At 66.0% G+C, this 20608-nt stretch carries 20 protein-coding genes; 7 read left to right on the top strand and 13 right to left on the bottom strand.

What is annotated here, in order from left to right:
- Positions 1 to 9: 9 nt before the first annotated feature.
- The gene (locus GTP77_RS01745; protein ID WP_161070429.1) at positions 10 to 948 is read right to left on the bottom strand and encodes a LysR family transcriptional regulator; all 939 of its coding nucleotides are present in this window, start codon (positions 946 to 948) and stop codon (positions 10 to 12) included.
- 106 nt (positions 949 to 1054) lie between these two features.
- Between GTP77_RS01745 and GTP77_RS01740 the strand changes: the two genes are divergently transcribed.
- Positions 1055 to 1909 carry a pirin family protein gene (locus GTP77_RS01740; RefSeq protein WP_161070428.1) on the top strand — a complete coding sequence of 285 codons (855 nt, stop codon included), beginning with the start codon at positions 1055 to 1057 and terminating at the stop codon, positions 1907 to 1909.
- A gap of 20 nt (positions 1910 to 1929) precedes the next feature.
- A complete protein-coding gene (locus GTP77_RS01735) occupies positions 1930 to 2115 on the top strand; it encodes a DoxX family membrane protein (RefSeq protein WP_161070427.1) in 186 nt (61 codons plus the stop codon).
- A gap of 15 nt (positions 2116 to 2130) precedes the next feature.
- Here the strand turns inward: GTP77_RS01735 and wrbA are convergent, their stop codons facing one another.
- Complete coding sequence (gene wrbA / locus GTP77_RS01730) at positions 2131 to 2730, bottom strand: NAD(P)H:quinone oxidoreductase (protein WP_161070426.1); 600 nt, start codon at positions 2728 to 2730, stop codon at positions 2131 to 2133.
- Between the two features lie 106 nt (positions 2731 to 2836).
- Complete coding sequence (locus GTP77_RS01725; RefSeq protein ID WP_161070425.1) at positions 2837 to 3412, bottom strand: TMEM175 family protein; 576 nt, start codon at positions 3410 to 3412, stop codon at positions 2837 to 2839.
- A gap of 130 nt (positions 3413 to 3542) precedes the next feature.
- On the opposite strand from GTP77_RS01725, the gene GTP77_RS01720 reads away from it, so the two are divergent.
- Positions 3543 to 3755, top strand: coding sequence for a VF530 family protein (locus GTP77_RS01720; protein WP_161070424.1), 213 nt, complete (start codon positions 3543 to 3545; stop codon positions 3753 to 3755).
- A 163-nt stretch (positions 3756 to 3918) separates the two neighbouring features.
- On the opposite strand, the gene GTP77_RS01715 is transcribed toward GTP77_RS01720, so the two are convergent.
- The 3 genes from GTP77_RS01715 to GTP77_RS01705 form a co-directional block, all read right to left on the bottom strand.
- Positions 3919 to 4338, bottom strand: coding sequence for a type II toxin-antitoxin system VapC family toxin (locus GTP77_RS01715; protein ID WP_228896815.1), 420 nt, complete (start codon positions 4336 to 4338; stop codon positions 3919 to 3921).
- Entirely contained in the window at positions 4338 to 4574 is a 237-nt protein-coding gene (locus GTP77_RS01710) for a type II toxin-antitoxin system Phd/YefM family antitoxin (protein ID WP_161070422.1), read from the bottom strand. Before GTP77_RS01710 ends, GTP77_RS01715 begins: the two co-directional genes overlap by 1 nt.
- Positions 4575 to 4788: 214 nt before the next feature.
- The gene (locus GTP77_RS01705) at positions 4789 to 5367 is read right to left on the bottom strand and encodes an NnrU family protein (protein ID WP_161070421.1); all 579 of its coding nucleotides are present in this window, start codon (positions 5365 to 5367) and stop codon (positions 4789 to 4791) included.
- Positions 5368 to 5479: 112 nt separating this feature from the next.
- On the opposite strand from GTP77_RS01705, the gene GTP77_RS01700 reads away from it, so the two are divergent.
- On the top strand, positions 5480 to 6907 hold the full coding sequence (locus tag GTP77_RS01700) for a GMC family oxidoreductase N-terminal domain-containing protein (protein WP_161070420.1): 1428 nt from the start codon (positions 5480 to 5482) through the stop codon (positions 6905 to 6907).
- Here GTP77_RS01700 and GTP77_RS01695 read toward each other — a convergent pair.
- From GTP77_RS01695 to GTP77_RS01685, 3 genes are all read right to left on the bottom strand, one after another.
- The gene (locus GTP77_RS01695) at positions 6882 to 7085 is read right to left on the bottom strand and encodes a SlyX family protein (protein ID WP_161070419.1); all 204 of its coding nucleotides are present in this window, start codon (positions 7083 to 7085) and stop codon (positions 6882 to 6884) included. The genes GTP77_RS01700 and GTP77_RS01695 overlap by 26 nt on opposite strands.
- Before the next feature lie 55 nt (positions 7086 to 7140).
- A complete protein-coding gene (locus GTP77_RS01690; RefSeq protein WP_161070418.1) occupies positions 7141 to 8109 on the bottom strand; it encodes an MBL fold metallo-hydrolase in 969 nt (322 codons plus the stop codon).
- 77 nt (positions 8110 to 8186) lie between these two features.
- Complete coding sequence (locus tag GTP77_RS01685; protein WP_161070417.1) at positions 8187 to 10265, bottom strand: UvrD-helicase domain-containing protein; 2079 nt, start codon at positions 10263 to 10265, stop codon at positions 8187 to 8189.
- A gap of 114 nt (positions 10266 to 10379) precedes the next feature.
- On the opposite strand from GTP77_RS01685, the gene GTP77_RS01680 reads away from it, so the two are divergent.
- On the top strand, positions 10380 to 10862 hold the full coding sequence (locus tag GTP77_RS01680) for an SRPBCC family protein (protein ID WP_161070416.1): 483 nt from the start codon (positions 10380 to 10382) through the stop codon (positions 10860 to 10862).
- Here GTP77_RS01680 and GTP77_RS01675 read toward each other — a convergent pair whose 3' ends face one another.
- A complete protein-coding gene (locus GTP77_RS01675; protein WP_161070415.1) occupies positions 10863 to 12002 on the bottom strand; it encodes an HD-GYP domain-containing protein in 1140 nt (379 codons plus the stop codon). It abuts the gene before it with no gap.
- A 47-nt stretch (positions 12003 to 12049) separates the two neighbouring features.
- Complete coding sequence (locus GTP77_RS01670) at positions 12050 to 13492, bottom strand: dihydrolipoyl dehydrogenase (RefSeq protein WP_161070414.1); 1443 nt, start codon at positions 13490 to 13492, stop codon at positions 12050 to 12052.
- A 113-nt stretch (positions 13493 to 13605) separates the two neighbouring features.
- Between GTP77_RS01670 and GTP77_RS01665 the strand changes: the two genes are divergently transcribed.
- Entirely contained in the window at positions 13606 to 14517 is a 912-nt protein-coding gene (locus tag GTP77_RS01665) for an ArgP/LysG family DNA-binding transcriptional regulator (RefSeq protein ID WP_161070413.1), read from the top strand.
- A gap of 86 nt (positions 14518 to 14603) precedes the next feature.
- Here the strand turns inward: GTP77_RS01665 and GTP77_RS01660 are convergent, their stop codons facing one another.
- Both GTP77_RS01660 and hemE read right to left on the bottom strand, forming a co-directional pair.
- Complete coding sequence (locus tag GTP77_RS01660; RefSeq protein ID WP_161070412.1) at positions 14604 to 16646, bottom strand: primosomal protein N'; 2043 nt, start codon at positions 16644 to 16646, stop codon at positions 14604 to 14606.
- A gap of 785 nt (positions 16647 to 17431) precedes the next feature.
- On the bottom strand, positions 17432 to 18508 hold the full coding sequence (gene hemE, locus GTP77_RS01655) for a uroporphyrinogen decarboxylase (protein ID WP_161070411.1): 1077 nt from the start codon (positions 18506 to 18508) through the stop codon (positions 17432 to 17434).
- Between the two features lie 114 nt (positions 18509 to 18622).
- On the opposite strand from hemE, the gene GTP77_RS01650 reads away from it, so the two are divergent.
- Complete coding sequence (locus tag GTP77_RS01650; RefSeq protein ID WP_161070410.1) at positions 18623 to 20602, top strand: dipeptidyl-peptidase 5; 1980 nt, start codon at positions 18623 to 18625, stop codon at positions 20600 to 20602.
- Positions 20603 to 20608: the final 6 nt, after the last annotated feature.

The following is a 20608-nucleotide window of genomic DNA, read 5'->3' as shown; positions in this document are numbered from 1 at the left end:
CACTGCACGCTACGATCCCCACATACCGGCGCTGCCGCCGCGCTGGCCCTGCCCCGCCGCGCCGTGCTTGAGGCGTTCGACAAACCAGCGCCCGGCCGGCCCCGGCGGGTGGTCGCGCAGGTGGATGGCGTGCATGGAAAAACCCGCGCCCAGCCCGGTAATGCCCTCCAGGTCCAGGCGCACCAGCCGCCCGGCATCCAGGTCGTCCTGCACCATGTGCAGCGGCATATGGCCCCAGCCCAGGCCGGCTTTCAGGAAAGCATGCTTGGCGCCCATGTCCGCCAGGCGCCAGGCTTGCGCCGCCAGCACGCCGAAGTTGCGGCCCTCGGTCAGCGGGGAGCGGTCCGTCAGCACCAGCTGGACGTGTTCGGCGGCGCTTGAGCGCAGCACCATGCCATCGATGGCCGCCAGCGGATGCTCCGGCGCCGCCACCGTCACGGCAGGCACGCTGAGCAGGTATTGGGACGCGCAGCCGGGCGGCACTTCCGGCAAGGAGCCGATCACGGCAATGCGGCACTGCCCCGACAACAGCGGCTGCACCACTGCGCCCAGGGCCTCCACGAACAAGCGCAGCGGCGTGCCGGGAAATTGCCGGTGGAAAGCCTGCACCGCCGCTGTCAGCGTGGCGATGGGATACATCACGTCCACCGCCACCGCCAACTCCGGTTCCAGCCCCTCGGCCAGGGTGCGCGCCTTGGCCTTGAACGCGTCCATGCCCAGCACGGCAGAGCGCGCCTGCTCCAGCAGCGCACTGCCCTGCTCGGTCAGCCTGGGATAGCGGCCGCTGCGGTCGAACAGCGCGAACCCCACCTGCAGCTCCAGCTTGGCCAGGGTGGTGCTGACCACCGACTGCGCGCGGCGCAGCTTGCGCCCGGCGGCCGAAAAACTCCCCTCGTCCGCTGCGGCGATAAAGGTGCGCAGCTGGTCCAGCGACATGGCGTCAAGCATCCATCTACTCCACAGATAGCATCCATCGAATTATATAGGCTTCCGCGATGGCTCATGGCGGCCTAACATGGCATCCATACCGAACACACACCGAAAGGAAACGCAGATGAACCAGGCTATCCAGCCCGCTCAACTGGCCCCGGCCACCGGACGCGGCATCGTGGCACGCACCCAAGGGCGCGGCCATCGCGGCATCACCCGCCTCGTCAGCCCCGGCGACCTGGGCGAACTGATCAAACCCTTCGTGTTCCTGGACCTGTTCCGCATGGGCGCCAGCAACGGCATGAAAGGCATGGGCATGCACCCGCACTCGGGCATCGCCACCGTCACCGTGGTGATGGAGGGCGCGGTCACATACCGCGAAACCACTGGCCAGCAAGGCGTGCTCAGCGCGGGCGGCGTGGAATTCATGAACGCCGGCGGCGGCGTATGGCACGGCGGCGGCCCGCACGGCGACGCCGGCGTGGCCGGTTTCCAGCTGTGGCTGGCCCTGCCCGAGCAGGACGAAAACGGCCCGGCGCACAGCCAGTATCTGGCGCCGGAACAAGTGCAGTCCAGCGGACCGGCGCGCGTGATTATCGGCAACTATGAAGGCGTTGCCAGCCTGATCCAGCCGCGCGCGCCTATCAGCTATCTGCACGTGAAACTGCGCGGCGGCGAACAGTGGACCTACACCCCGCCGGAAGGGCATGACGTGGCTTGGGCGGCGGTGGGCAGCGGCACGCTGGCCGTGGACGACGCGCTGCTGGAAAGCGAAGTGGCGGTATTCGACGAAGGCGGCGGCGCGCTGCAGTTCACGGCGCGCGGCGACACCGAATTCGTGCTCGGCTCGGCAGCGAAGCATCCCTATCCGCTGGTGACGGGCATGTACTCGGTGCACACCAGCGCAGCGGCCCTGGTCCAGGGCGAGAACGAAATCAGCCGTATCGGCAACCAGTTGCACACCGCAGAATTACTCTGATTTTTTTGAAAGGAATCGCCATGAACACCAATAACACTTCAGCTGTGCCTGTCATCGGCCGCATCCTGCTGGCTGCCATTTTCGTCATGAGCGGCATCGGCAAGCTGATGGCGCCCGCCGCCGCCATAGGCTACATCCAGGCCATGGGCCTGCCGTTGGCCGGCGCAGGGCAGGCAGGGCGCGTAGGGCGGGTTAGCGAAGCGTAACCCGCCATAGTCCGCTCAGCCAAACAACTTATTAGCCGTCTTCGCAATCAATCCACCCTGAAAGCGCGCGCCGTCCAGCTCCAGCTGGCTCGGCTGCCGCTGCCCCTGGCCGCCGGCAATGGTGGTGGCCCCATACGGGCTGCCGCCCACGATCTCATCGAGCGTCATCTGCGCCTGATAGCTGTAGGGCAGCCCCACGATCGTCATCCCGAAGTGCATCAGGTTGGTGATGATGGAAAACAGCGTCACCTCCTGCCCGCCGTGCTGCGTGGCGGTGGACGTGAAGGCGCCGCCCACCTTGCCGTTCAGCGCGCCGCTCATCCACAGGCCGCCGGCCTGGTCCAGGAAGGCCGCCATCTGCGACGGCATGCGGCCGAAGCGCGTCGGTGCGCCGACGATAATGGCGTCATAGTTGGCCAGCTCGGCCACGGTCGCCACCGGTGCCCCTTGCTGCAGCTTGAAATGCGACTTGGTGGCCACTTCCTCCGGCACGGTTTCCGGCACGCGTTTGATGTCCACCGTGGCGCCTTCCGCGCGCGCGCCATCCGCCATGGCTTCCGCCATCGATTCAATGTGGCCGTACGACGAGTAATACAGAACAAGTACCTTCGACATAACTTTCTCCAAGTGAATAACTAATCGGGCACGCGGCAGCACAGCGTGAACCGTTAGCATAAAGCCATTTGGAGGCGCCGGGGCGCGGCGGAGAAGGACTAGGACTTTAGGAAGAGAGCCGGATCTCGATTCGGCGGTCCGGAATAAACCACAAGAGCGCCACCGCCACGTACAGGCTCACGCTCAGCCACGGGTGCAGCACAGAGACGGCGATGCCCAGCACATAGATGGCCAGCGACAGCCACAGCTTGCGCTCCTTGCCCACCGCCAGCGCCAGCGCCGAATTGGCGCCGTGCAGCCTGATCAGCACTTTCTCCAGCAGCATATAAGCCAGCGCGCTCATGGTGAGCACCACGCCGTAGATCGCGGCCGGGATGGCGCTGAAATGGTTCTCGCCCATCCAGCCGGTGACGAAGGGGATCAGCGACAGCCAGAACAGCAGATGCAGATTGGCCCACAGCACGCCGCCATTCACCTTGCTGACGGCGTGCATCATGTGGTGGTGGTTGTTCCAGTAGATGCCCACGTAGACAAAGCTCAGCACATAGCTCAGCATCACCGGCGCCAGCGGCAGCAGCGTGTCCCACGTCGCCCCATGCGGCACCTTCAGTTCCAGCACCATGATGGTGATGATGATGGCGATCACGCCATCGCTAAATGCTTCCAGCCTGCCTTTGCCCATCTGTTCCATTCTCCTGATAAGTAATTCAACGAGCTTGCTTCTACCCGTTCGGTGTCCTTCACTCGCGCTGCCTCTGTCAGTATGCCGGTTCGTGTAAAATTTCCCAACCACCCCAAGAGAGCGTTGCGCAATGAGTGTTCAGGCATTACATGGTATTACTTTAGAATCGGTACTGACCCGGCTGGTTTCACATTACGGCTGGGACGGGCTTGCCCGCCGAATCGACATCAACTGTTTCATTAACGAGCCGAGCATCAAGTCGAGCCTGAAATTCCTGCGCCGGGCTCCATGGGCGCGGGATCAGGTCGAGCAGCTATACCTCGAGACCAGGTTCACCGAGTAGGGAGAGCGCCTTCCGGCACCCGCAGTTCCAACAACGTTCCTTGCAGTTCGCCGGCGGTTTCCGGCAGCACTGCGGCCGACGCTGTTCCATGATTGTGAACAGGATGGCGATGACTCTCCAGCAGGGCGAGCCGCAGCAAAATGAGCGCAGGCCGATCAGCTTTTCAGAGCAGCATTCCAGGAACGCCCAACGTTTGCGCTGCAGCCGCCATGCCACGATCCAAAGTATAGACTGTAGCCCTGTGGGCGGCCGCTATCGCAAGATGCAAAGCATCTCCTGCGCGCAGCGCAGTTCTCCAGCCTTTCAACAAAATGATCACTTGACGATGGTCGGCCTCATCGATTTCCAGGCGCGTGAAGTTGGGAGCGACCAAGCGGTTGTAGCTGTCTATCACATCACAGGCCCCAGCCATGTCCAGCCGGCCTGTTCGAAGCTTGATGCCCAGTGCAGATAGCAGCTCGGCCTCGGTCCAACTGCTGATTGCCAACGGCTCCCCGGAGCTGAGCATGAACTGTTCCGCTGCCGCGCTACCGGGCTCCGGTATTAAATACGCGATCAGAACGCTGGTATCAACATAGCGCATCAATAACGGTCACTGTTGCGCACCATACGCATGAACTCCCCAGCCGGCTCCGTCTGCTGCGGCAGTCTTGCACGCAACTCGGCCAAGCTGGGCATTTGCTTGCGGGACGGAGCGCTGGGAACCAGGCGCGCTACAGCGTGGCCGCGCTTGGTAATGGTCACGTCTTCCCCAGCCTCGACCATTGCTATCAAGCGGCTGAGCTGGGCCTTTGCCTCGGCCAAGGTAAATGTGTGCATGATTCCCCTCATGACTATCCAGATAGTCATCTTATCCTAGCAGAGGCGCAGCAAGATTCAATGCCTGGCGCAGCCACTCGAAGAATTCAACATTCCAGATAGTTATTTCGAGAGCGCGCGAAGCAAGGGCTTCCGATATTCCTCATCCTTTTCGTTTCAGAAATGAGCTTGTTCTCGAATTTTCACATGAACACAGCGCACCATCGTCATTGTCCTAGCCGAACGGGCGCACGCCGATCAGCGGGCCGTGCAGCCAGAAGGCGAAGGCGGCCCAGGCAAGGAGCCCGGCCACCACCGTGATGGCGGTGCCGGATGCGGTGCCGGGCGGGTAGACGGTGCCGGTGGCGCGGTCGCGGCGGCGGCAGGAGGCGAAGCAGACGATGGCCCATGCGAGGAAGCCGCCGAACAGCAGCACGTCCGCCACCGTGCCGTTGGCCAGCAGGTGCGCCAGCGCCCAGGTTTTTACGCCCAGCAGCATGGGGTGGTGCAGCCTGGCCTTGATGCCGTTGCGCGGCACGTAGGCGGCGGCCAGGAAGATGAAGGCGACCAGCACCAGCAGCGCGGCCAGGTGGCGCATGCCGGTGGGCGGCGTCCACAGCACGGCCGGCGCCTGCCGCGCCTGGCCGTAGCCCCACACCAGCAGCGCGAAGCCCGCCAGCGCCAGCACGGAATACATGCCTTTCCACGCGTTCTCGCCCAGCCGCGCGCGCATGGCCGTGCGCCACGGGTCGGCGACGATGCGCACGGAATGGACACCCAGGAAAATCAGCAAACCCAGCACCAGAATAGCCATCGCATCGCTCCATCTTAAGGATGCATGGACGATAGATCAAAATGGCCAAAACAGCAATCAGGCAAGCGAAAAGCCGCGCAAAACCGGCACGCGCCGCGTGCTACCATCAGTCATGGCCAACTCATCCCCCATCCGGTACGACGCCATCGTGGCTGGCAGCGGCCCCGGCGGCGCCAGCGTGGCGCGCGCCATGGCGCTGCGGGGCATGCGCGTGCTGGTGCTGGAACAGGGCAGCGCCGCGCCGCTGACGGGCACGCTGGGCCAGATGGCGGCCATCGCCGCCATTCCCGGCAAGGGCGCCTTCATCCACGGCGACGCGTCGCTGCTGGTGCGCGGGCTGGTGGCGGGCGGCAGTTCGGCCATCAACTTCGCCACGGCCGCGCCGCCGCCGCAAGCCATGTTCGCCGCGCACGGCATCGACCTGGAACCGCAGCTGGCGGCCTTGCGCGCCGAGCTGCCGCTGGCGCCGCTGCCCGACAACCTGGTCGGCCCGATGGCCGCGCGCATCATGCAGGCGGCGCGCTCGCAGGGACTGGACTGGCACAAGCTGGACAAGATGATACGGCCGCAGATCTGCCGCAGCGGCTGCTGGCGTTGCGTGTACGGCTGCCCCTACGGCGCGAAGTGGACCGCGCGCGATTTCCTGGACCAGGCCTGCGCCCACGGCGCCGTGCTGGCGGCCGATGCGCGCGTGACGCGCGTGCTGCTGCGCGGCGGCCGCGCGGACGGCGTGGAGGCGGTGGTGGGCGGCGAGCTGCGCACGCTGCTGGCCGATACGGTGGTGCTGGCGGCCGGCGGCATCGGCAGCCCGCGCCTGCTGCACAGCTCGGGCCTGGCGCCGCGCTGCGCCCCCTTCTTCAGCGACCCGGTGGTGGCCGTGATGGGCAGCGTGGACGACCTGGACGCGCCCCACCCCGGCGCCGAAGTGCCGATGGCGGCGGGCATGCAGCTGTACGATGAGGGTATTGCGCTGGCCGACCTGACCCTGCCCAAACCCATGTACCAGGCCTTCGCCCTGCAGGCGGGGCGCTTTGGCCGCGTGGGAGCGCATGCGCGCACGCTGAGCATCATGGTGAAAATACGCGACGAGATCGGCGGCGGCATCGGGCCGCACTGGGTGGACAAGCGGCTGCAGCAGGCGGACCGCAGGAAGCTGGATCAGGGAGAGGAGATGGCGCGCGCCATCCTGGCGGCGGCGGGCGCCAGACAGGTGTTCCGCAGCCGGCATTTCGCCGCCCATCCCGGCGGCAGCGTGCGCATCGGCGAGGGCGTGGACAGCGATTTGCAGACCGGCACGCCGGGCCTGTATGTGTGCGACGCGTCGGTGATACCGGGGCCGTGGGGCTTGCCGCCCACGCTCACGCTGCTGTGCCTGGGCCAGCGCCTCGGCGCGCATATCGCGTGCGGAGCGTCGGCAGCGATTGCGGCGGCCGCTGCGGCCCGCCAGCAGGGCATGCCCATGCTGATCGCAGCATCCGGCCCGGCCATCGGCGCGGGCAGCACCGGCAGCGCGGTCAGTAGTGCGGCGGACGCTCGTTGAGCGGCCCCTGCCCGCCCTGAGGATTGTCGCGCACGTGCTGCGCCAGCGCGTGCAGCATCTGCTCCAGCTTGTCGATCTGCTTCTGCTGCTCGTAGATGCGCTGGTTCAGCGACTCCACCATGTCTTCCTGGTGGGCGATCTTGATTTCTATATCGACAAAACGGTCTTCGGTGCTCACTGCTTACTCCCGGCGGTAAAGCAGCATTGTACCGCCCGCCGGGAGCCGCCCTGTTTTACTTCTTGCCCAGGTCGCGGTAGGCGGCGGGCACGTTCAGCGACGGGTGCACCCAGCCGAACAGCGCGTAGCCGCTGAACTCCGGCATGGCGGTGCGCTGCACGGTCTGCTCCAGCGTCAGGCCCTCATCGACCGCCGCCTGCACCTGCTTGCGCACGGTGTCGAGGTAGCGGATATGCCATTGCAGGTCTTCGCGGCCGATGGCCACGCCGTGGCCGGGCACGATGCGCGCGTCCGGCGGCAGGAAGGCGTACACGCGCTTGAGCGTTTCCAGCGTGGCCACCAGGTGGCCGTCCAGCAGCCACGGCAGCGCAGGCTTGGCGGCGATGACGGGGTTGCCGGCCCAGATCACCTTGGCCTGCGGATCCCACACCCACAGGTCGCCGCCGGTCTGGGCGAAGCCGAAGTCGATGATGTCGACGCGCTTGCCACCCAGGTCCAGGCTGACGGTGGCGCCCGGCCCGACCAGGATGTCGCCCGTGCGCGCCTTGATGGGTTCGATGCCGCGCCCGCTGCCGAAGTGCTGCAGCATAAAGGCCTTGTCGTCCTCCAGGTGCTGTTCGATATAGCTGCGCGTGGCGGCGTGCTGCACCACCTTCACCGACACGGGCAAATACATATTGCCGTAGGAATGGTCGCCGTGCGAGCTGGTGTTGACCGCGTACAGCAGCGGCTTGCCGCCGCCCAGCTTGCGGCTCAGGTCCTGCACCTGGCGGTTGAGGCGCTGGTTGAGCATGGTGTCGATCAGCAGCGCGCCCTTGCTGCCGACGATGAGGCCGCCGCTGGTGGCGGATGCGCCGCCCTTGGCGTTGAGTTCGCGCGCATTCTCGGGATAGTAGGCGTAGACGCCGTCGGCGAGTTTTTCGCTGACCATGCGGACGGTGTTGCCGTCCCAGATGGGTTCGGCGGCGTGCACGGCGGAGGTGCTGAGCAGGACGGCGAATGCGGCGGAAAGCAAAGTCTTCATCTGTATCTCCTTTCGATGAGGGAACAACAAACTTTTTGCTGCGCGGCGCGCCGCCGGCCCTTGGCCGCTATTAGGCGCTATGAACCGCCATTCGGATTCGGCCTCGGCGCGGCCAGCAGTTCCTTCATGCGCGCCAGGCGTTCGCGCGGGCTGATGATTTCGGATTCCTTGGGCACGGCGTCGCCCACGTCCAGTTCCATCTCCTTGATGAAACGCGACTGGTCGCAATGCACCTGCTCGCCTGCGCGCTTGCGCTTCTTGCACCAGGTGATCTGCAGGGTGCGCTTGGCGCGCGTGATGCCCACGTACATGAGGCGGCGCTCTTCCTCGATGCGCTGCGCCAGCGTTTCCACCGGCGCGTCCGGATCGCCCTTGTGCGGCAGGATGCCCTCCTCGCAGCCGACCAGGAACACGTGCGGATATTCCAGCCCTTTCGACGCGTGCAAGGTGGACATGCGGATCGCATCCGGCTCCTCGTCCTTGCCTTCGAGCATGGACATCAGCGCCACCATCTGCGTCAGCTCCAGCACGTTCTTTTCCTCGCCGTCGCGGTCCTTGCCGCCCCGGCCCCGGTCCTTCAGCCAGTTGACGAATTCCATCACGTTCTGGAACTTGCCCTGCGCGGCGCGCTCCTCGAAGCTGTCGTACAGATAGGATTCGTAGTGGATGGCTTCCATCAAGTCGTCCAGCACCTGGGCGGCGTTGTCGCCCGAGCCGGCCGCGCCGGGACGGCTGGCGCGCGCCTCCAGGTTGTTGATGAAGTTGCAGAACTCGCGCAGCGGCAGCAGCTGGCGGTCCGGCAGCTTGGCCTCGATGCCGCCCTTGAACACGGCCTCGAACAGCGAGCACTGCCACTGGCCCGAGAAGGCGCCCAGCACTTCCAGCGTGGACTGGCCTATGCCCCGGCGCGGCGTGGTGACGGCGCGGATAAAGGCCGGGTCGTCGTCCTGGTTGGCCAGCAGGCGCAGGTAGGCGATGATGTCCTTGATCTCGGCCTTGTCGAAGAAGCTCTGCCCGCCCGAAATCGTGTACGGGATGCGCTGGTTGCGCAGCGCCTGCTCGATGATGCGGGCCTGGTGGTTGCCCCGGTACAGGATGGCGTAATCGGTCCACTGGTTCTTGCGCTCGAAATGGTCGGCCGAGATCATGATGGCCACCTGCTCGGCCTCCTGCTCGTCGTTCGGCATGGCGTGCACCTTGATGGGCTCGCCCAGGCCGTGCTCGGACCACAGCGACTTCTCGAACAGCTTGGGATTGTTGCCGATCACCGCGTTGGCCGCCTGCAGGATGCGGGTGGTGGAGCGGTAGTTCTGCTCCAGCTTGATCAGCTTGAGGTCCGGGAAGTCCACCTTCAGGTTGGCCAGGTTTTCCACCGTGGCGCCGCGCCAGGCGTAGATGGCCTGGTCGTCGTCGCCCACGGCGGTGAACATGGGCTTCTTGCCTATGCCCGTCACCATCAGCTTGACCAGCTCGTACTGGCAGGTGTTGGTGTCCTGGTATTCGTCCACCAGCAGGTAGCGCAGGCGGCGCTGCCATTTGTCGCGCACGGCGCCGTTGTCGCGGAACAGCTCCACCGGCAGGCGGATCAGATCGTCGAAGTCCACCGCCTGGTAGGCCGCCAGCGTGGACACATAGCTGGCGTAGATGCGCGCCGACTGCGCCTCGTCCTCGTCCTTGGCGTCGCGCAGCGCGTGCGCGGGCTCGACCAGGCCGTTTTTCCACAACGAAATATCGTTCTGGATGCCGCGGATAATGTGCTTGTCGGTGGTGATGGCCAGGTCCTGCACCAGGGCGTAGCAGTCGTCGCTGTCCATGATGGAGAAGCGGTCCTTCAGGCCCAGGTGGTTGGCCTCCTGGCGCAGGATTTTCACGCCCAGCGAGTGGAAGGTGGACACCGTCAGCAGCTTGGCCTGGCGCGGCTGCTTGAGCAGCTTGCCGACCCGCTCCTGCATCTCCAGCGCGGCCTTGTTGGTGAAGGTCAGCGCGGCGATGGTGCGCGGATCGTAGCCCCGGTCCTCGATCAGATGGGTGATTTTCTGCGTGATGACGCGCGTTTTCCCCGAGCCCGCGCCGGCCAGCACCAGGCAGGGGCCGTCCAGGTAGAGCACGGCTTCGCTTTGCGGAGCATTGAGACCGAACTGTGGTGCGTTAGACATGATTTCCAGGCGGGAGGGGCAAAACAAGCCGATCATTGTAGCAGCGCAGGCATTGATAATTCAGGCTGCGGCAGAATATAGTGTCATTGATCCCTTACCTTTTTAGGCAGCATCATGAAATTTGAACATCTGATCGAAATCAACGATCCGCTGAACCCGCTGATCGACGAACTCAGCCACGAACAGCTGTGGCGCGGCCTGGTGCTGCGCGCCGAATCGCCCAAGCTCTTCGTGCCGCACCTGGATGACTGCCAGATCGAAGACCGCCGCGAGCTCAGCTTCAAGCGCACGCTGCGCTACGGCGAGCTGGTGATCGCCGACCGCGTGCTGCTCGAGCCCATGCACCGCGTGCGCTACGAAGTGGCGCCGCAGCAGGACATCAGCGCCTCCAGCCTGACCATGACCATCGAGACGCCGGAACCGGGCACGCTGTGGGTGCGCTTCGAATACGATGACGGCCACGACGCGGCCACCGACCAGGCCAACGCCATGTATGACGAGTTCCGCAAGTCGGCCTACCAGGCCTCGGACATCGACACCATCAGCGTGCTGCGCAACCTGGCCGAGCAGGGCCGGCTCGACTCGCTGCTCAATTGATCACAGGGCCGCCGCGCGGCCCCACACCTGTTCCATGCGGAACGCCAGTCCCGCGCGGTCCAGCTCGTCAAGCTGCAGCACTTCGCGGATGGCGTGGAGTTCGTTGCGCGTGTCGCGCTGCACGGGCGGGGACAGCGGCGCGCAAGCCGGGCCTGGCCCCAGCAGCGACGCCACCCACGGCGAAGTGGAATTCAAGCCCTTGCGCATGACCACGCCCATCTCCCCGTTCAGCAGGCGCACGCAGGTGCCGATAGGATAAATCCCCAGTTCGCGTATCAGCACCGCCGGCAGCAGGCCGTCCAGGGTGTTGCGCGCCTCCAGCAGCAGGTCGCGCAGGGCCGCGTTGGGCGTCATGCCGGGCCGGTAGCGGCGCCGCGCCAGGCGGGCGCAATAGCGGTCGGCCAGCGCCAGCAGCTTGGCCGACTCCGGCACATAGGGGCCGGCCTTGCCGCCGGGATAGCCGGTGCCGTCCTCGTTCTCGTGGTGGGCCAGCACGCAGGCCAGCCAGCCCGCGTGGATGATGCCGGCCTGGCGCAGCAGCACCACGCCCGCTTGCGGATGGGCTTGCACCAGGCGGTAGTCGTCCTCGTTCAGGGGGCCGCTGAACATCTGCAGCCGGTCGTGCGCGGCCAGCATGCCCACGTTCATGGTCAGCGCCGCCAGGGTGATGGTCTGGATGTCCTGGTCCGGCTTCTTCAGCGCCAGCGCCAGCAGCTGCGCCACCACCGCCGTATCCACGCTGTGGCGCACCGCATAGGACACGCCGGACTGGCCGTGCAGGATGCAGGCCACGGCCACGTCCGCGTTCAGCTGCACCGCCGCCGTGACCAGGGCTGCGATATCCTCCAGCATGCGCTGCGCATTGCCGAAAGGCACGCCGGTGGCGATCTGCCGCAGCACCGACTGCAGCTCCAGCTGCGCCCCGCTCAGCAGGCGCGCCACCGACTGCGGCGCGCGCGACTGCGGCAGCGCCTCGCTCCAGTCCTCGACCACGCCGCGCTCGGCCAGGCTGTCGAGCTGGCCGCTGTCGGCGATCAGGTGCCCTTTGCGCGCCAGCAAGCCGCCGCCGTCCCCGTACACATCCCAGGGCAGCAGTTGGCCAACGTACAGTTCGCCGCGGCCGATCTTCCGTATCTTCATGCGCGCATTCTACATTGTTGCCGTACGTCAAGTACGACCAGGCTCGATCAAGTGCCCGGCGTGCAGTCCGGGCAGGGCTGGGGCGAGGGCGGCTCCTTGGCCAGCTGCACGGCCAGGTCGCGCAGCGCGGTGCGCACGCCCTCCTCCACCACCGGATGGTAGAAGGGCATGTCCAGCATGGCGTCCACGGTCAGCCCCGCCTGGCAGGCCCAGGACAGCAGATGGCCGAGGTGCTCGGCGCGCGGGCCTATCATCTCGGCGCCCAGGAAGCGGCCGCTGCCGAACTCGCCGTACACGCGCAGCATGCCGTGGTTCTGCCGCATCACGCGGCTGCGTCCCTGGTTGCTGAAGGACACCATGCCGACCGCGAAGCGGCCGCTGTGGCTGGCGCACAAGGCCTGGTAGCCCGCGCCCAGGGTGGCGATCTGCGGCTCGCAGAAAGCCACCGTCAGCGGCGTGCGGCGCAGGCCGGGCTGCACGGCCGGGAAGCGCGCCGCGTTGGCGCCGGCGATCTTGCCCTGGTCGGCCGCCTCCGCCAGCAGCGGCAGCTCGTCGTCCGCGTCGCCGGCGATAAAGATGGCGCTGCTGCCGCACTGCATGGTGTGGCGGTCGTACAGCGGAATGCCGCGCCGGTCCAGCGCGATCTGCGCCAGCTCCAGGTTCAGCGCATGCACATTCGGCTTGCGGCCGATGGCCGACAGCACATAGTCGTAGCGCTCCCGGCGCTCCTGGCCGGCGGCGTCGCGGCTGGTGAGCAGCAGTTCCTCGCCGTCCGGCTGGATATGCGCCACCTGGGTCTGGAAGCGGATGTCCAGCTCGGCGCCCAGCACGCGGGCGGCCTCGGCCAGCACCTGCGGATCGCCCAGCTGCGCCACGCTGCCGCCGCGCGCGTAAATGGCCACGCGCACGCCCAGCCGGTGCAGCGCCTGGCCCAGCTCCAGGCCGATCACGCCGGTGCCCACCACGGCCACCGAGCGCGGCAGATCCGTCCAGTCGAACACCGCGTCGCTGGTGATGACGCGCGGGCCGGCCAGCTGCCACTCCTGCGGCACCATGGGGCTGGAGCCGGTGGCGATGACGATGCGCTCGGCCTGCACCACGGTGTGCTCGTCCACCTGCAGCTCGCGCGGGCCGGTGAAGCGGGCGTGGCCGCGCAGCTTGTCCTCCTCGGGGATATGCTCCATGCCCTCCAGCACAAAGCCGACAAAACGGTCGCGTTCACTGCACACGCGCGCCATCACGGCCTCGCCATCGATGCGGACCTGGCCCGGATGCACGCCGAAAGCGGGCGCGGCGGCCAGCGCGTGGGCCGCCTCGGCCGCCGCGATCAGCAGCTTGCTGGGCATGCAGCCGACCCGCGCGCAGGTGGTGCCGTAAGGCCCGCTCTCGATCAGCACCGCCCGCTTGCCGCCGGCGCGCGCGGCGCGGTAGGCGCTCAGCCCGGCGCTGCCGGCGCCGATCACGGCCACATCCGTCCGTATGGTCTTCATACACTTCTCCAATATTCACATCCAGAAATACTACTCTGTTGCGAAATTTTAAGCATGAATGCCGGAAACGCATTAGTATTACTTATCGTTTTAGATTTTTATAAGCCACACTTATGGGAAATCTGGATTACAAGGCGCTGGCCGTGCTGGACGCCGTGGCCAGCCACGGCAGTTTTGAAAAAGCCGCCAGCGCGCTGGGCATCAGCCAGTCCGCCGTGTCGCAGCGCATCAAGGCGCTGGAGGACAGCAGCGGCCGCCTGCTGGTGGTGCGCGGCGTGCCCTGCGTGCCCACCGGCCTGGGCCAGCGCCTGATTTCCCACCACCGCAACGTGCGGCTGATGGAAGCATCGCTGGACATCGACCTGGGGAACCGGGTCAGCATGCCGGAAATTTCGCTCGCGGTGGACGCGGCCAGCCTGGCCACCTGGTTCCCGCTGGCCCTGCCGCCGCTGCTGACGCCGCCGCGCTGCCAGCTCGACGTGCGCCAGGCCGGGCGCGAGCGGGCGCTGCACATGGTGCAGGAAGGCAGCGTGTTCGGCGCCGTGGCCGCGCGCTGGGACGGCGCCGGCAAGGGCGAAGGCACGGCCGGCCTGAACGGCCCGGCCACGGTGCCGCTGGGCGTGATGCGCTACCTGTGCGTGGCCACGCCGGCGTTCGCCGGGCACTGGTTCGGCGACGGCTTCTCGGCCGAGGCGGTGCAGCTGGCGCCGGCGGTGGTCAGCGAGCGGGCCGCCATGGCGCGCTTCCTGGCCGGCGCGGTGGGCGAGCAGGGCAGCTTCCCGCACCACACGCTGCCGGTCTCGCCGGCGCTCTACGAATGCATCTACGGCGGCCTGGCCTACGGCCTGCTGCCGCAGCTGCACGCGGCCGGCGCCATCGACAGCGAGCGCCTGGTCGACGTCGCCCCCGGCCACGTGCTCGACGTCCCGCTCGACTGGCACGCCTGGAACCTCGACACCCCGTTCACGCGCGCCCTGTCCGAGCAAATCACCTCCAGCGCCCGGCGCTACCTCCTACAACCCTAGTCCTCCCCCTACAAGCAGCCTGAGCCGCATTCCCCCCATCCGGGGTCTGACCCCAAATTGGAGAAAATGCGGCTCAGGCTGCTTGACTAGATGTCGAGGGGGTCGACTTCGAGCGACCATTTGACGCGGGTTTTGAGGCTGCGCAGGGCGTCCATCCATTCTTTCAGGAACAGCTGCAGGTTGGGCCGCGAGGGCGATTCGACCAGCAACTGGGCGCGGTCGACGTTGTGGATCCGCGTCATCGTCATCGGTATCGGGTCGTTGATGGTGATGCCGGGGTGTAGCACGCAGCCGCGCGCGATGTCGAGGAACTCGATGGCCGTCGCCAGCTCGGCCGCTTCGGCCCGCAGCAGGGCCTGGAACAGATAGGGCGGCAGCCCGGCCTGCTTGCGCTCCTCCAGCAATGCCGTGGCGAAATGGTCGTAGTCGTGGTTGACCACCGCCGAGTACAGCGGGTGCTGGGTGTAGCGGGTCTGTATCAGCACCTCGGCCGCGCTGCCGCCTTCGGTCTGCGCGGCGCGTCCGGCCCGCCCCGCCACCTGCATCAGCTGCGCGAACAGGCGCTCGCTGGCGCGGTAGTCCTGCGAGAACAGCGCCGTGTCCGGGTTCATGATGCCGACCAGGGTGAGCTTTTTGAAGTCGTGCCCCTTGGCCACCATCTGGGTGCCGATCAAAATATCGACCTCGCCCCGGTGCACGGTATCGAACGCTTCCTGCGCGCTGCCCTTCTTGCGCGTGCTGTCGGCGTCGATGCGCAGGATGCGCGCCTCGGGGAACAGCGCCTGCAGTCCCTCTTCCACCCGCTGCGTGCCGCGCCCGACCGGCTGCAGGTCGACGTTGCCGCACGTGGGGCAGTGGTGCGGGATGCGCATCTCCAGGCTGCAATGGTGGCAGCGCAGCCGGTGCTCGGGCTTGTGCAGCACCATGAAGGAGGTGCAACGGGTGCAGTCGCTGATCCAGCCGCACGACTCGCAGCAGATCACGGGCGCATAGCCGCGCCGGTTCAGGAACAGCAGCGACTGCTCGCCGCGCTCCATGCGCAGCTTGAGCGCGGCCACCAGGGCGCTGGTGAGGCCGTCGCGCGGCTTGTCGCGCTCCATGTCGACCAGCTTGACCGCCGGCAGCACGGCGGCCTTCACGGCCCGCTCGCGCAGCTCCAGCAGCTTGTAGCGCCCGCCCTGGGCGTGGTGCCAGCTTTCCAGCGAGGGCGTGGCCGAGCCGAGCACGATGGGGATCTTCAGCTGCCAGGCGCGCCACACGGCCAGGTCGCGCGCGGAGTAGCGCAGGCCTTCCTGCTGCTTGTAGGAGGGGTCGTGCTCCTCGTCGATGACGATCAGCTTCAGCTTCGGCAGCGAGGACAGGATGGCCAGCCGCGTGCCCAGCACGATGCGGGCCTGGCCCTGGTGCGCGGCCAGCCAGTGCAGCATGCGCTCGCCTTCGGACAGGCTGCTGTGCAGCGTGGCCAGCATGACGCCCGGGAAGCGCGCGCGGATATTGCCTTCCAGCTGGGGAGTGAGGTTGATCTCCGGCACCATGATCAGGATCTGGCCCTGCGGTTCGCGCGCCAGCACCTGGGCGCAGGCCTGCAGGTAGACCTCGGTCTTGCCGCTGCCGGTCACGCCGTACAGCAGCGCCGGCTGGTAGCCCTGCGCACCGCCGATGAAGTCGGCCGCCGTCTGCTGCTCGGGGTTGAGCTGCGGCATGTTGAGCGGGGTATGGTCGTGGCTGTCTTCCAGCTTGCCCAGTTTCTTGATGGCGCGGTCCAGCGCCACCGTGGTCAGCACGCGCAGGTTCTTCGGCAGCCCGGGCAACGCCACTTCGCCCAGCGGACGCTGGTAGTAGTCGGCCGCGAAGCCGGCCAGCGCCAGCCATTGGGCGGACAGGGGCGCCAGCTGGTGGCGCACGGCCAGCGCGTCCTTCAGTTTTTCCGCCGGCACGTCGCTGTGCTCGGCCAGGCCGACGATCAGCCCCATCACTTCACGGCGCGCAAACGGCACCAGCGCCAGCTGGCCAACTTGCGGGCGCGCGCCTTGCCCGCCGCTGTCCTCGCCATCCTGGTACTGCCAGCGGTAGTCGAAGACTGCGTTCAAGGGGGTGTCGAGCGCGATTTTCAGTATGCACTGCGCCATCTGGTCCTATTTAGGTCAAAAATGGCCCGAAACTGCTTCAGTTTTCAGACCAAAATAATTATCCACTTGTTTGTGGATAACTTTGTGAACAACGGATACTTAATTTCAGGAAACCGATAACCCCTGCCGGAAATCCTCTTGCGGCATCTCAAAGAGCGGTTTTTTTACTCTTTAAAATCAATGACTTACAAAAACACTCCCAGAGGGACGAAAAACCATACCACTTTTCCCCTTGCTGTGCATAAGTGAAGTATTTAGGGCCGGGTTTTCTGTTGAAATCAAGTGATTTTTGCGGATCGGTCAGGCCACCCGGCGCCTGCTGCGGTACAGCATGCAAGCCGGGGATAGCGACCGGCGCATTCTACACATTCTGCCATGCCTCATTTTGTCAAAACACAATGACTTTGTTGCAAGAAAAAGCCCATTCAATATCGTGCGCCGCAACATTTCTTCAACAGAAATCTTAGCAATGTGACTAAGTCACGGTTTACTAAGTACTTTTCGTTTTTATCCACAGTTTTTGTGGATAACTTTGTGGAGAATGCAGCAATAAGACCACTTTCACCTTGGGATAAAGTTTACTTATGCCTCACACCCTCTCTATGCGGTGGAAAATAAAGTCTTTCTAATCAGTCACTTGGAAGCTTGTCCCGGGCCAGGAAAAAATCGCTGCCTGTTATTTCCGCAGCAAAAAAAATTGTGCATAAGTCGGTCTGCTGGAATGCGTGCAGGCAAGAAAAAAGGGCGCGCTTCCGAGGAAACGCGCCCTTTGTCCCCAGACTACATCAGGCTGCGCGCAGCGTGCGGCTATGCGCGTGTACAGCATCGACCATGGCCGCGACCGATTCCGGCGGGGTGAACTGGGAGATGCCGTGGCCCAGGTTGAAGACGTGGCCGGTGTCGTGCTTGCCGTAGGCGTCCAGCACCTTGACCACCTCGGCGCGGATCTGGTCCGGGCTGGCGAACAGGATGGCGGGGTCCAGATTGCCCTGCAGAGCCACTTTATCGCCCACCAGGGCGCGTATCTTGCTCAGGTTGGCGGTCCAGTCCAGGCCGATGGCGTCGGCGCCGATGGCGGCGATTTCCTCGGCCCAGTGGCCGCCGCCCTTGGTGAAGACGATGGCGGGGATCTTCACGCCGTCTTTTTCGCGTTTCAGCAGGGACACCACTTTGCGCATGTAGTGCAGCGAGAATTCCTGGAAGGCGCCGTCGGCCAGCGCGCCGCCCCAGGAGTCGAACACCATCACGGCCTGCGCGCCTGCGTCGATCTGGGCGTTCAAGTAGTCGGCCACCGACACGGCGTTGATGTCCAGGATGCGGTGCATCAGGTCGGGACGGCCGTACAGCATCTTTTTAATGGTGTGGAACTCGCGCGAGCCCTGGCCTTCCACCATGTAGCAGGCCAGCGTCCACGGGCTGCCGGAGAAGCCGATCAGCGGCACGCGGCCGTTCAGCTCGGTGCGGATCTGGGTCACGGCCTTGAACACATAGTCCAGCGAACCGGGCTCCGGGGCGCGCAGGGCCAGCACGTCGGCTTCCGTTTTCAGCGGGCGCTCGAATTTCGGGCCTTCGTTTTCCACGAAGTGCAGGCCCAGGCCCATGGCGTCCGGCACGGTCAGGATGTCCGAGAACAGGATGGCCGCGTCCAGCGGGTAGCGGTCGATAGGCTGCAGCGTGACCTCGGTGGCCAGGTCGGGATTGGTGGCCAGGCCCATGAAGGAGCCGCCCTTGGCGCGCGTGGCGCGGTATTCCGGCAGATATCGCCCGGCCTGGCGCATCAGCCACACGGGCGTGTACTCGGTCGGCTGGCGCAGCAGCGCGCGCAGGAAGGTGTCGTTCTTCAGGGGGGCGAATTGTGGCATGGAATGCAATCAAAAGGCGGAGGAAAGGGGCTATTATCGCATCCCCTGCCGCCTTTTTTGCGCATGCCCTTACGGCTGTCTGTATCATTCGGCAGATATTTACGGAGCAAAGCTATGTCCACCACGCCGCAGTCCCCTGCCAGCCTGGCGCCATTCGGCGCCTGGGCCTCCCCGATCAGCGCCGCCCTGGTGGCGGCCGGCGCCACGCCGCTGTCTTCCCTGGCCCTGGGCGCGGACGGCGATATTCATTGGCTGGCGGGCCGCGCCAGCGAGGCGGGACGCCAGACCTTGCAGCGCCGCCACGGCGGGCGCACCGATGAAATCACGCCGCTGCCGCTGAATGTGCGCAGCCGCGTGCACGAATATGGCGGCGGCGCCTATGCGGTGCGTGGCGATACCATCTATTTTTCGCATTTTGCGGACAACCGGCTGTATTGCCGCAGCGGCGAGGCTGAGGCGGCGCCATTCACGGCGCCGGGCCGCCAGCGTTTCGCCGATTTCGTGGTGGATGCGGCGCGCGCGCGCCTGATCGCGGTGCGTGAACAGCATCCGGACGATTCCGGCGCCCCGGGCTTGCCGCGCGCGCAGCCTGTCAACACTTTGTGCGCCGTGGGGCTGCCGGGCAGCGCCGCAGCGGGCGCGGAGACCGTGCTGGCCTCGGGCCACGATTTCTACTCCTCGCCGCGCCTGTCGCCGGACGGCAGCCTGCTGGCCTGGCTGACCTGGGACCATCCGCGCATGCCGTGGCAGGGCACGGAACTGTGGCTGGCCGCCGTGCTGGCCGACGGCACGCTGGGCACGCCCTTGCTGGTGGCCGGCGGCGCGGACGAATCGGTGTGCCAGCCTGAGTGGGCGCCGGACGGCCGCCTGTATTTCGTGTCCGACCGCAGCGGCTACTGGAACCTGTACCGCCACAATGGCGACGCCGGCGCGGCGGCCATCTGTCCCATGGAGGCGGAATTCGCCACGCCGCACTGGACCTTCGGCAATGCGATGTATGGCTTTGCCGGCGCCGGCGAAATCGTCTGCACCTATATAGACAAGGGCGTGAGCCGGCTGGCGCGGCTCGATATCGCCAGCGGCGAACTGGCGGCCATCGCCAATCCTTACGAAGAAATCCGCGAGCTGAAAGTCGGCGGCGGCTTTATTGCGCTGCTGGGCGGCGGCCCCACCATCCCGCTGGAGCTGGCGCGCATCGACCTGTCCAGCGGCGAGCTGGAAGTGCTGGCGCATTCGATTGCGGACACGCCGGACCTCGGCTATCTGTCTGTCCCGCTGAGCATCAGCTACGCCAGCGCGGGCGGCCGCACCTCGCACGCCTTCTTCTACCCGCCCGCCAACAAGGACATGCAGGCACCGGCGGGCAGCAAGCCGCCCGTCATCGTCATCAGCCACGGCGGCCCCACCGGCATGACGGTCAACACCCTCAAGCTGGCCACGCAGTACTGGACCAGCCGAGGCTTCGGCGTGCTGGACGTGAACTACGGCGGAAGCACCGGCTTCGGCCGCGCCTACCGCGACGCGCTCAAGGGCCAGTGGGGCGTGGTCGATGTGGAAGACTGCATCGCCGGCGCGCAGTATCTGGTCGAACATGGCATGGCGGACGGCGAGCGCCTCATCATCCGGGGCGGCAGCGCCGGCGGCCTGACGACCTTGTGCGCCCTCACCTTCCACGACGTTTTCAAGCTTGGCGCCAGCTACTACGGCGTGTCCGACCTGAAGGGCCTGGACCAGGACTCGCACAAGTTCGAATCGCACTACAACGAATATCTGATCGCCGCCGCGCCGCAGGCGGAAGCCTTGTACCAGGCGCGTTCGCCCATCAACCACACGGACCGCCTGGCGCGCCCCATGATCTTCTTCCAGGGCCTGGACGACAAGGTGGTGCCGCCGCAGCAGTCCGTAGCCATGGTGCAGGCGCTCAGGCAGCGCGGCGTGCCGGTGGCCTACGTGCCGCTGGAGGGCGAAGGCCACGGCTTCCGCAAGGCCGAGAACATCGTCCGCACGCTGGAGGCGGAGCTGTACTTCTATCAGCGCATGTTCGGCCTGCCGACGGCCGGGGCGCAAGCCGCGGTCGAGATCCACAACCTGTAAAGCACC

Source organism: Pseudoduganella aquatica, assembly GCF_009857595.1.
GTDB lineage: Bacteria > Pseudomonadota > Gammaproteobacteria > Burkholderiales > Burkholderiaceae_D > Rugamonas > Rugamonas aquatica_A.
This window is presented reverse-complemented; position numbering and strand designations above follow the sequence as displayed.

What these genes read in the sequence shown, in the direction of transcription:
- GTP77_RS01745 (WP_161070429.1), bottom strand. Translation starts at nt 948, where the DNA reads ATGCTTGACGCCATGTCGCTGGACCAGCTGCGCACCTTTATCGCCGCA.
- GTP77_RS01685 (WP_161070417.1), bottom strand. Translation starts at nt 10,265, where the DNA reads ATGTCTAACGCACCACAGTTCGGTCTCAATGCTCCGCAAAGCGAAGCC.
- GTP77_RS01690 (WP_161070418.1), bottom strand. Translation starts at nt 8,109, where the DNA reads ATGAAGACTTTGCTTTCCGCCGCATTCGCCGTCCTGCTCAGCACCTCC.
- GTP77_RS01740 (WP_161070428.1), top strand. Translation starts at nt 1,055, where the DNA reads ATGAACCAGGCTATCCAGCCCGCTCAACTGGCCCCGGCCACCGGACGC.
- GTP77_RS01665 (WP_161070413.1), top strand. Translation starts at nt 13,606, where the DNA reads ATGGGAAATCTGGATTACAAGGCGCTGGCCGTGCTGGACGCCGTGGCC.
- GTP77_RS01715 (WP_228896815.1), bottom strand. Translation starts at nt 4,338, where the DNA reads ATGCGCTATGTTGATACCAGCGTTCTGATCGCGTATTTAATACCGGAG.
- GTP77_RS01670 (WP_161070414.1), bottom strand. Translation starts at nt 13,492, where the DNA reads ATGAAGACCATACGGACGGATGTGGCCGTGATCGGCGCCGGCAGCGCC.
- GTP77_RS01680 (WP_161070416.1), top strand. Translation starts at nt 10,380, where the DNA reads ATGAAATTTGAACATCTGATCGAAATCAACGATCCGCTGAACCCGCTG.
- GTP77_RS01720 (WP_161070424.1), top strand. Translation starts at nt 3,543, where the DNA reads ATGAGTGTTCAGGCATTACATGGTATTACTTTAGAATCGGTACTGACC.
- GTP77_RS01660 (WP_161070412.1), bottom strand. Translation starts at nt 16,646, where the DNA reads ATGGCGCAGTGCATACTGAAAATCGCGCTCGACACCCCCTTGAACGCA.
- GTP77_RS01700 (WP_161070420.1), top strand. Translation starts at nt 5,480, where the DNA reads ATGGCCAACTCATCCCCCATCCGGTACGACGCCATCGTGGCTGGCAGC.
- GTP77_RS01650 (WP_161070410.1), top strand. Translation starts at nt 18,623, where the DNA reads ATGTCCACCACGCCGCAGTCCCCTGCCAGCCTGGCGCCATTCGGCGCC.
- GTP77_RS01675 (WP_161070415.1), bottom strand. Translation starts at nt 12,002, where the DNA reads ATGAAGATACGGAAGATCGGCCGCGGCGAACTGTACGTTGGCCAACTG.
- GTP77_RS01710 (WP_161070422.1), bottom strand. Translation starts at nt 4,574, where the DNA reads ATGCACACATTTACCTTGGCCGAGGCAAAGGCCCAGCTCAGCCGCTTG.
- GTP77_RS01735 (WP_161070427.1), top strand. Translation starts at nt 1,930, where the DNA reads ATGAACACCAATAACACTTCAGCTGTGCCTGTCATCGGCCGCATCCTG.
- GTP77_RS01705 (WP_161070421.1), bottom strand. Translation starts at nt 5,367, where the DNA reads ATGGCTATTCTGGTGCTGGGTTTGCTGATTTTCCTGGGTGTCCATTCC.
- hemE (WP_161070411.1), bottom strand. Translation starts at nt 18,508, where the DNA reads ATGCCACAATTCGCCCCCCTGAAGAACGACACCTTCCTGCGCGCGCTG.
- GTP77_RS01725 (WP_161070425.1), bottom strand. Translation starts at nt 3,412, where the DNA reads ATGGGCAAAGGCAGGCTGGAAGCATTTAGCGATGGCGTGATCGCCATC.
- wrbA (WP_161070426.1), bottom strand. Translation starts at nt 2,730, where the DNA reads ATGTCGAAGGTACTTGTTCTGTATTACTCGTCGTACGGCCACATTGAA.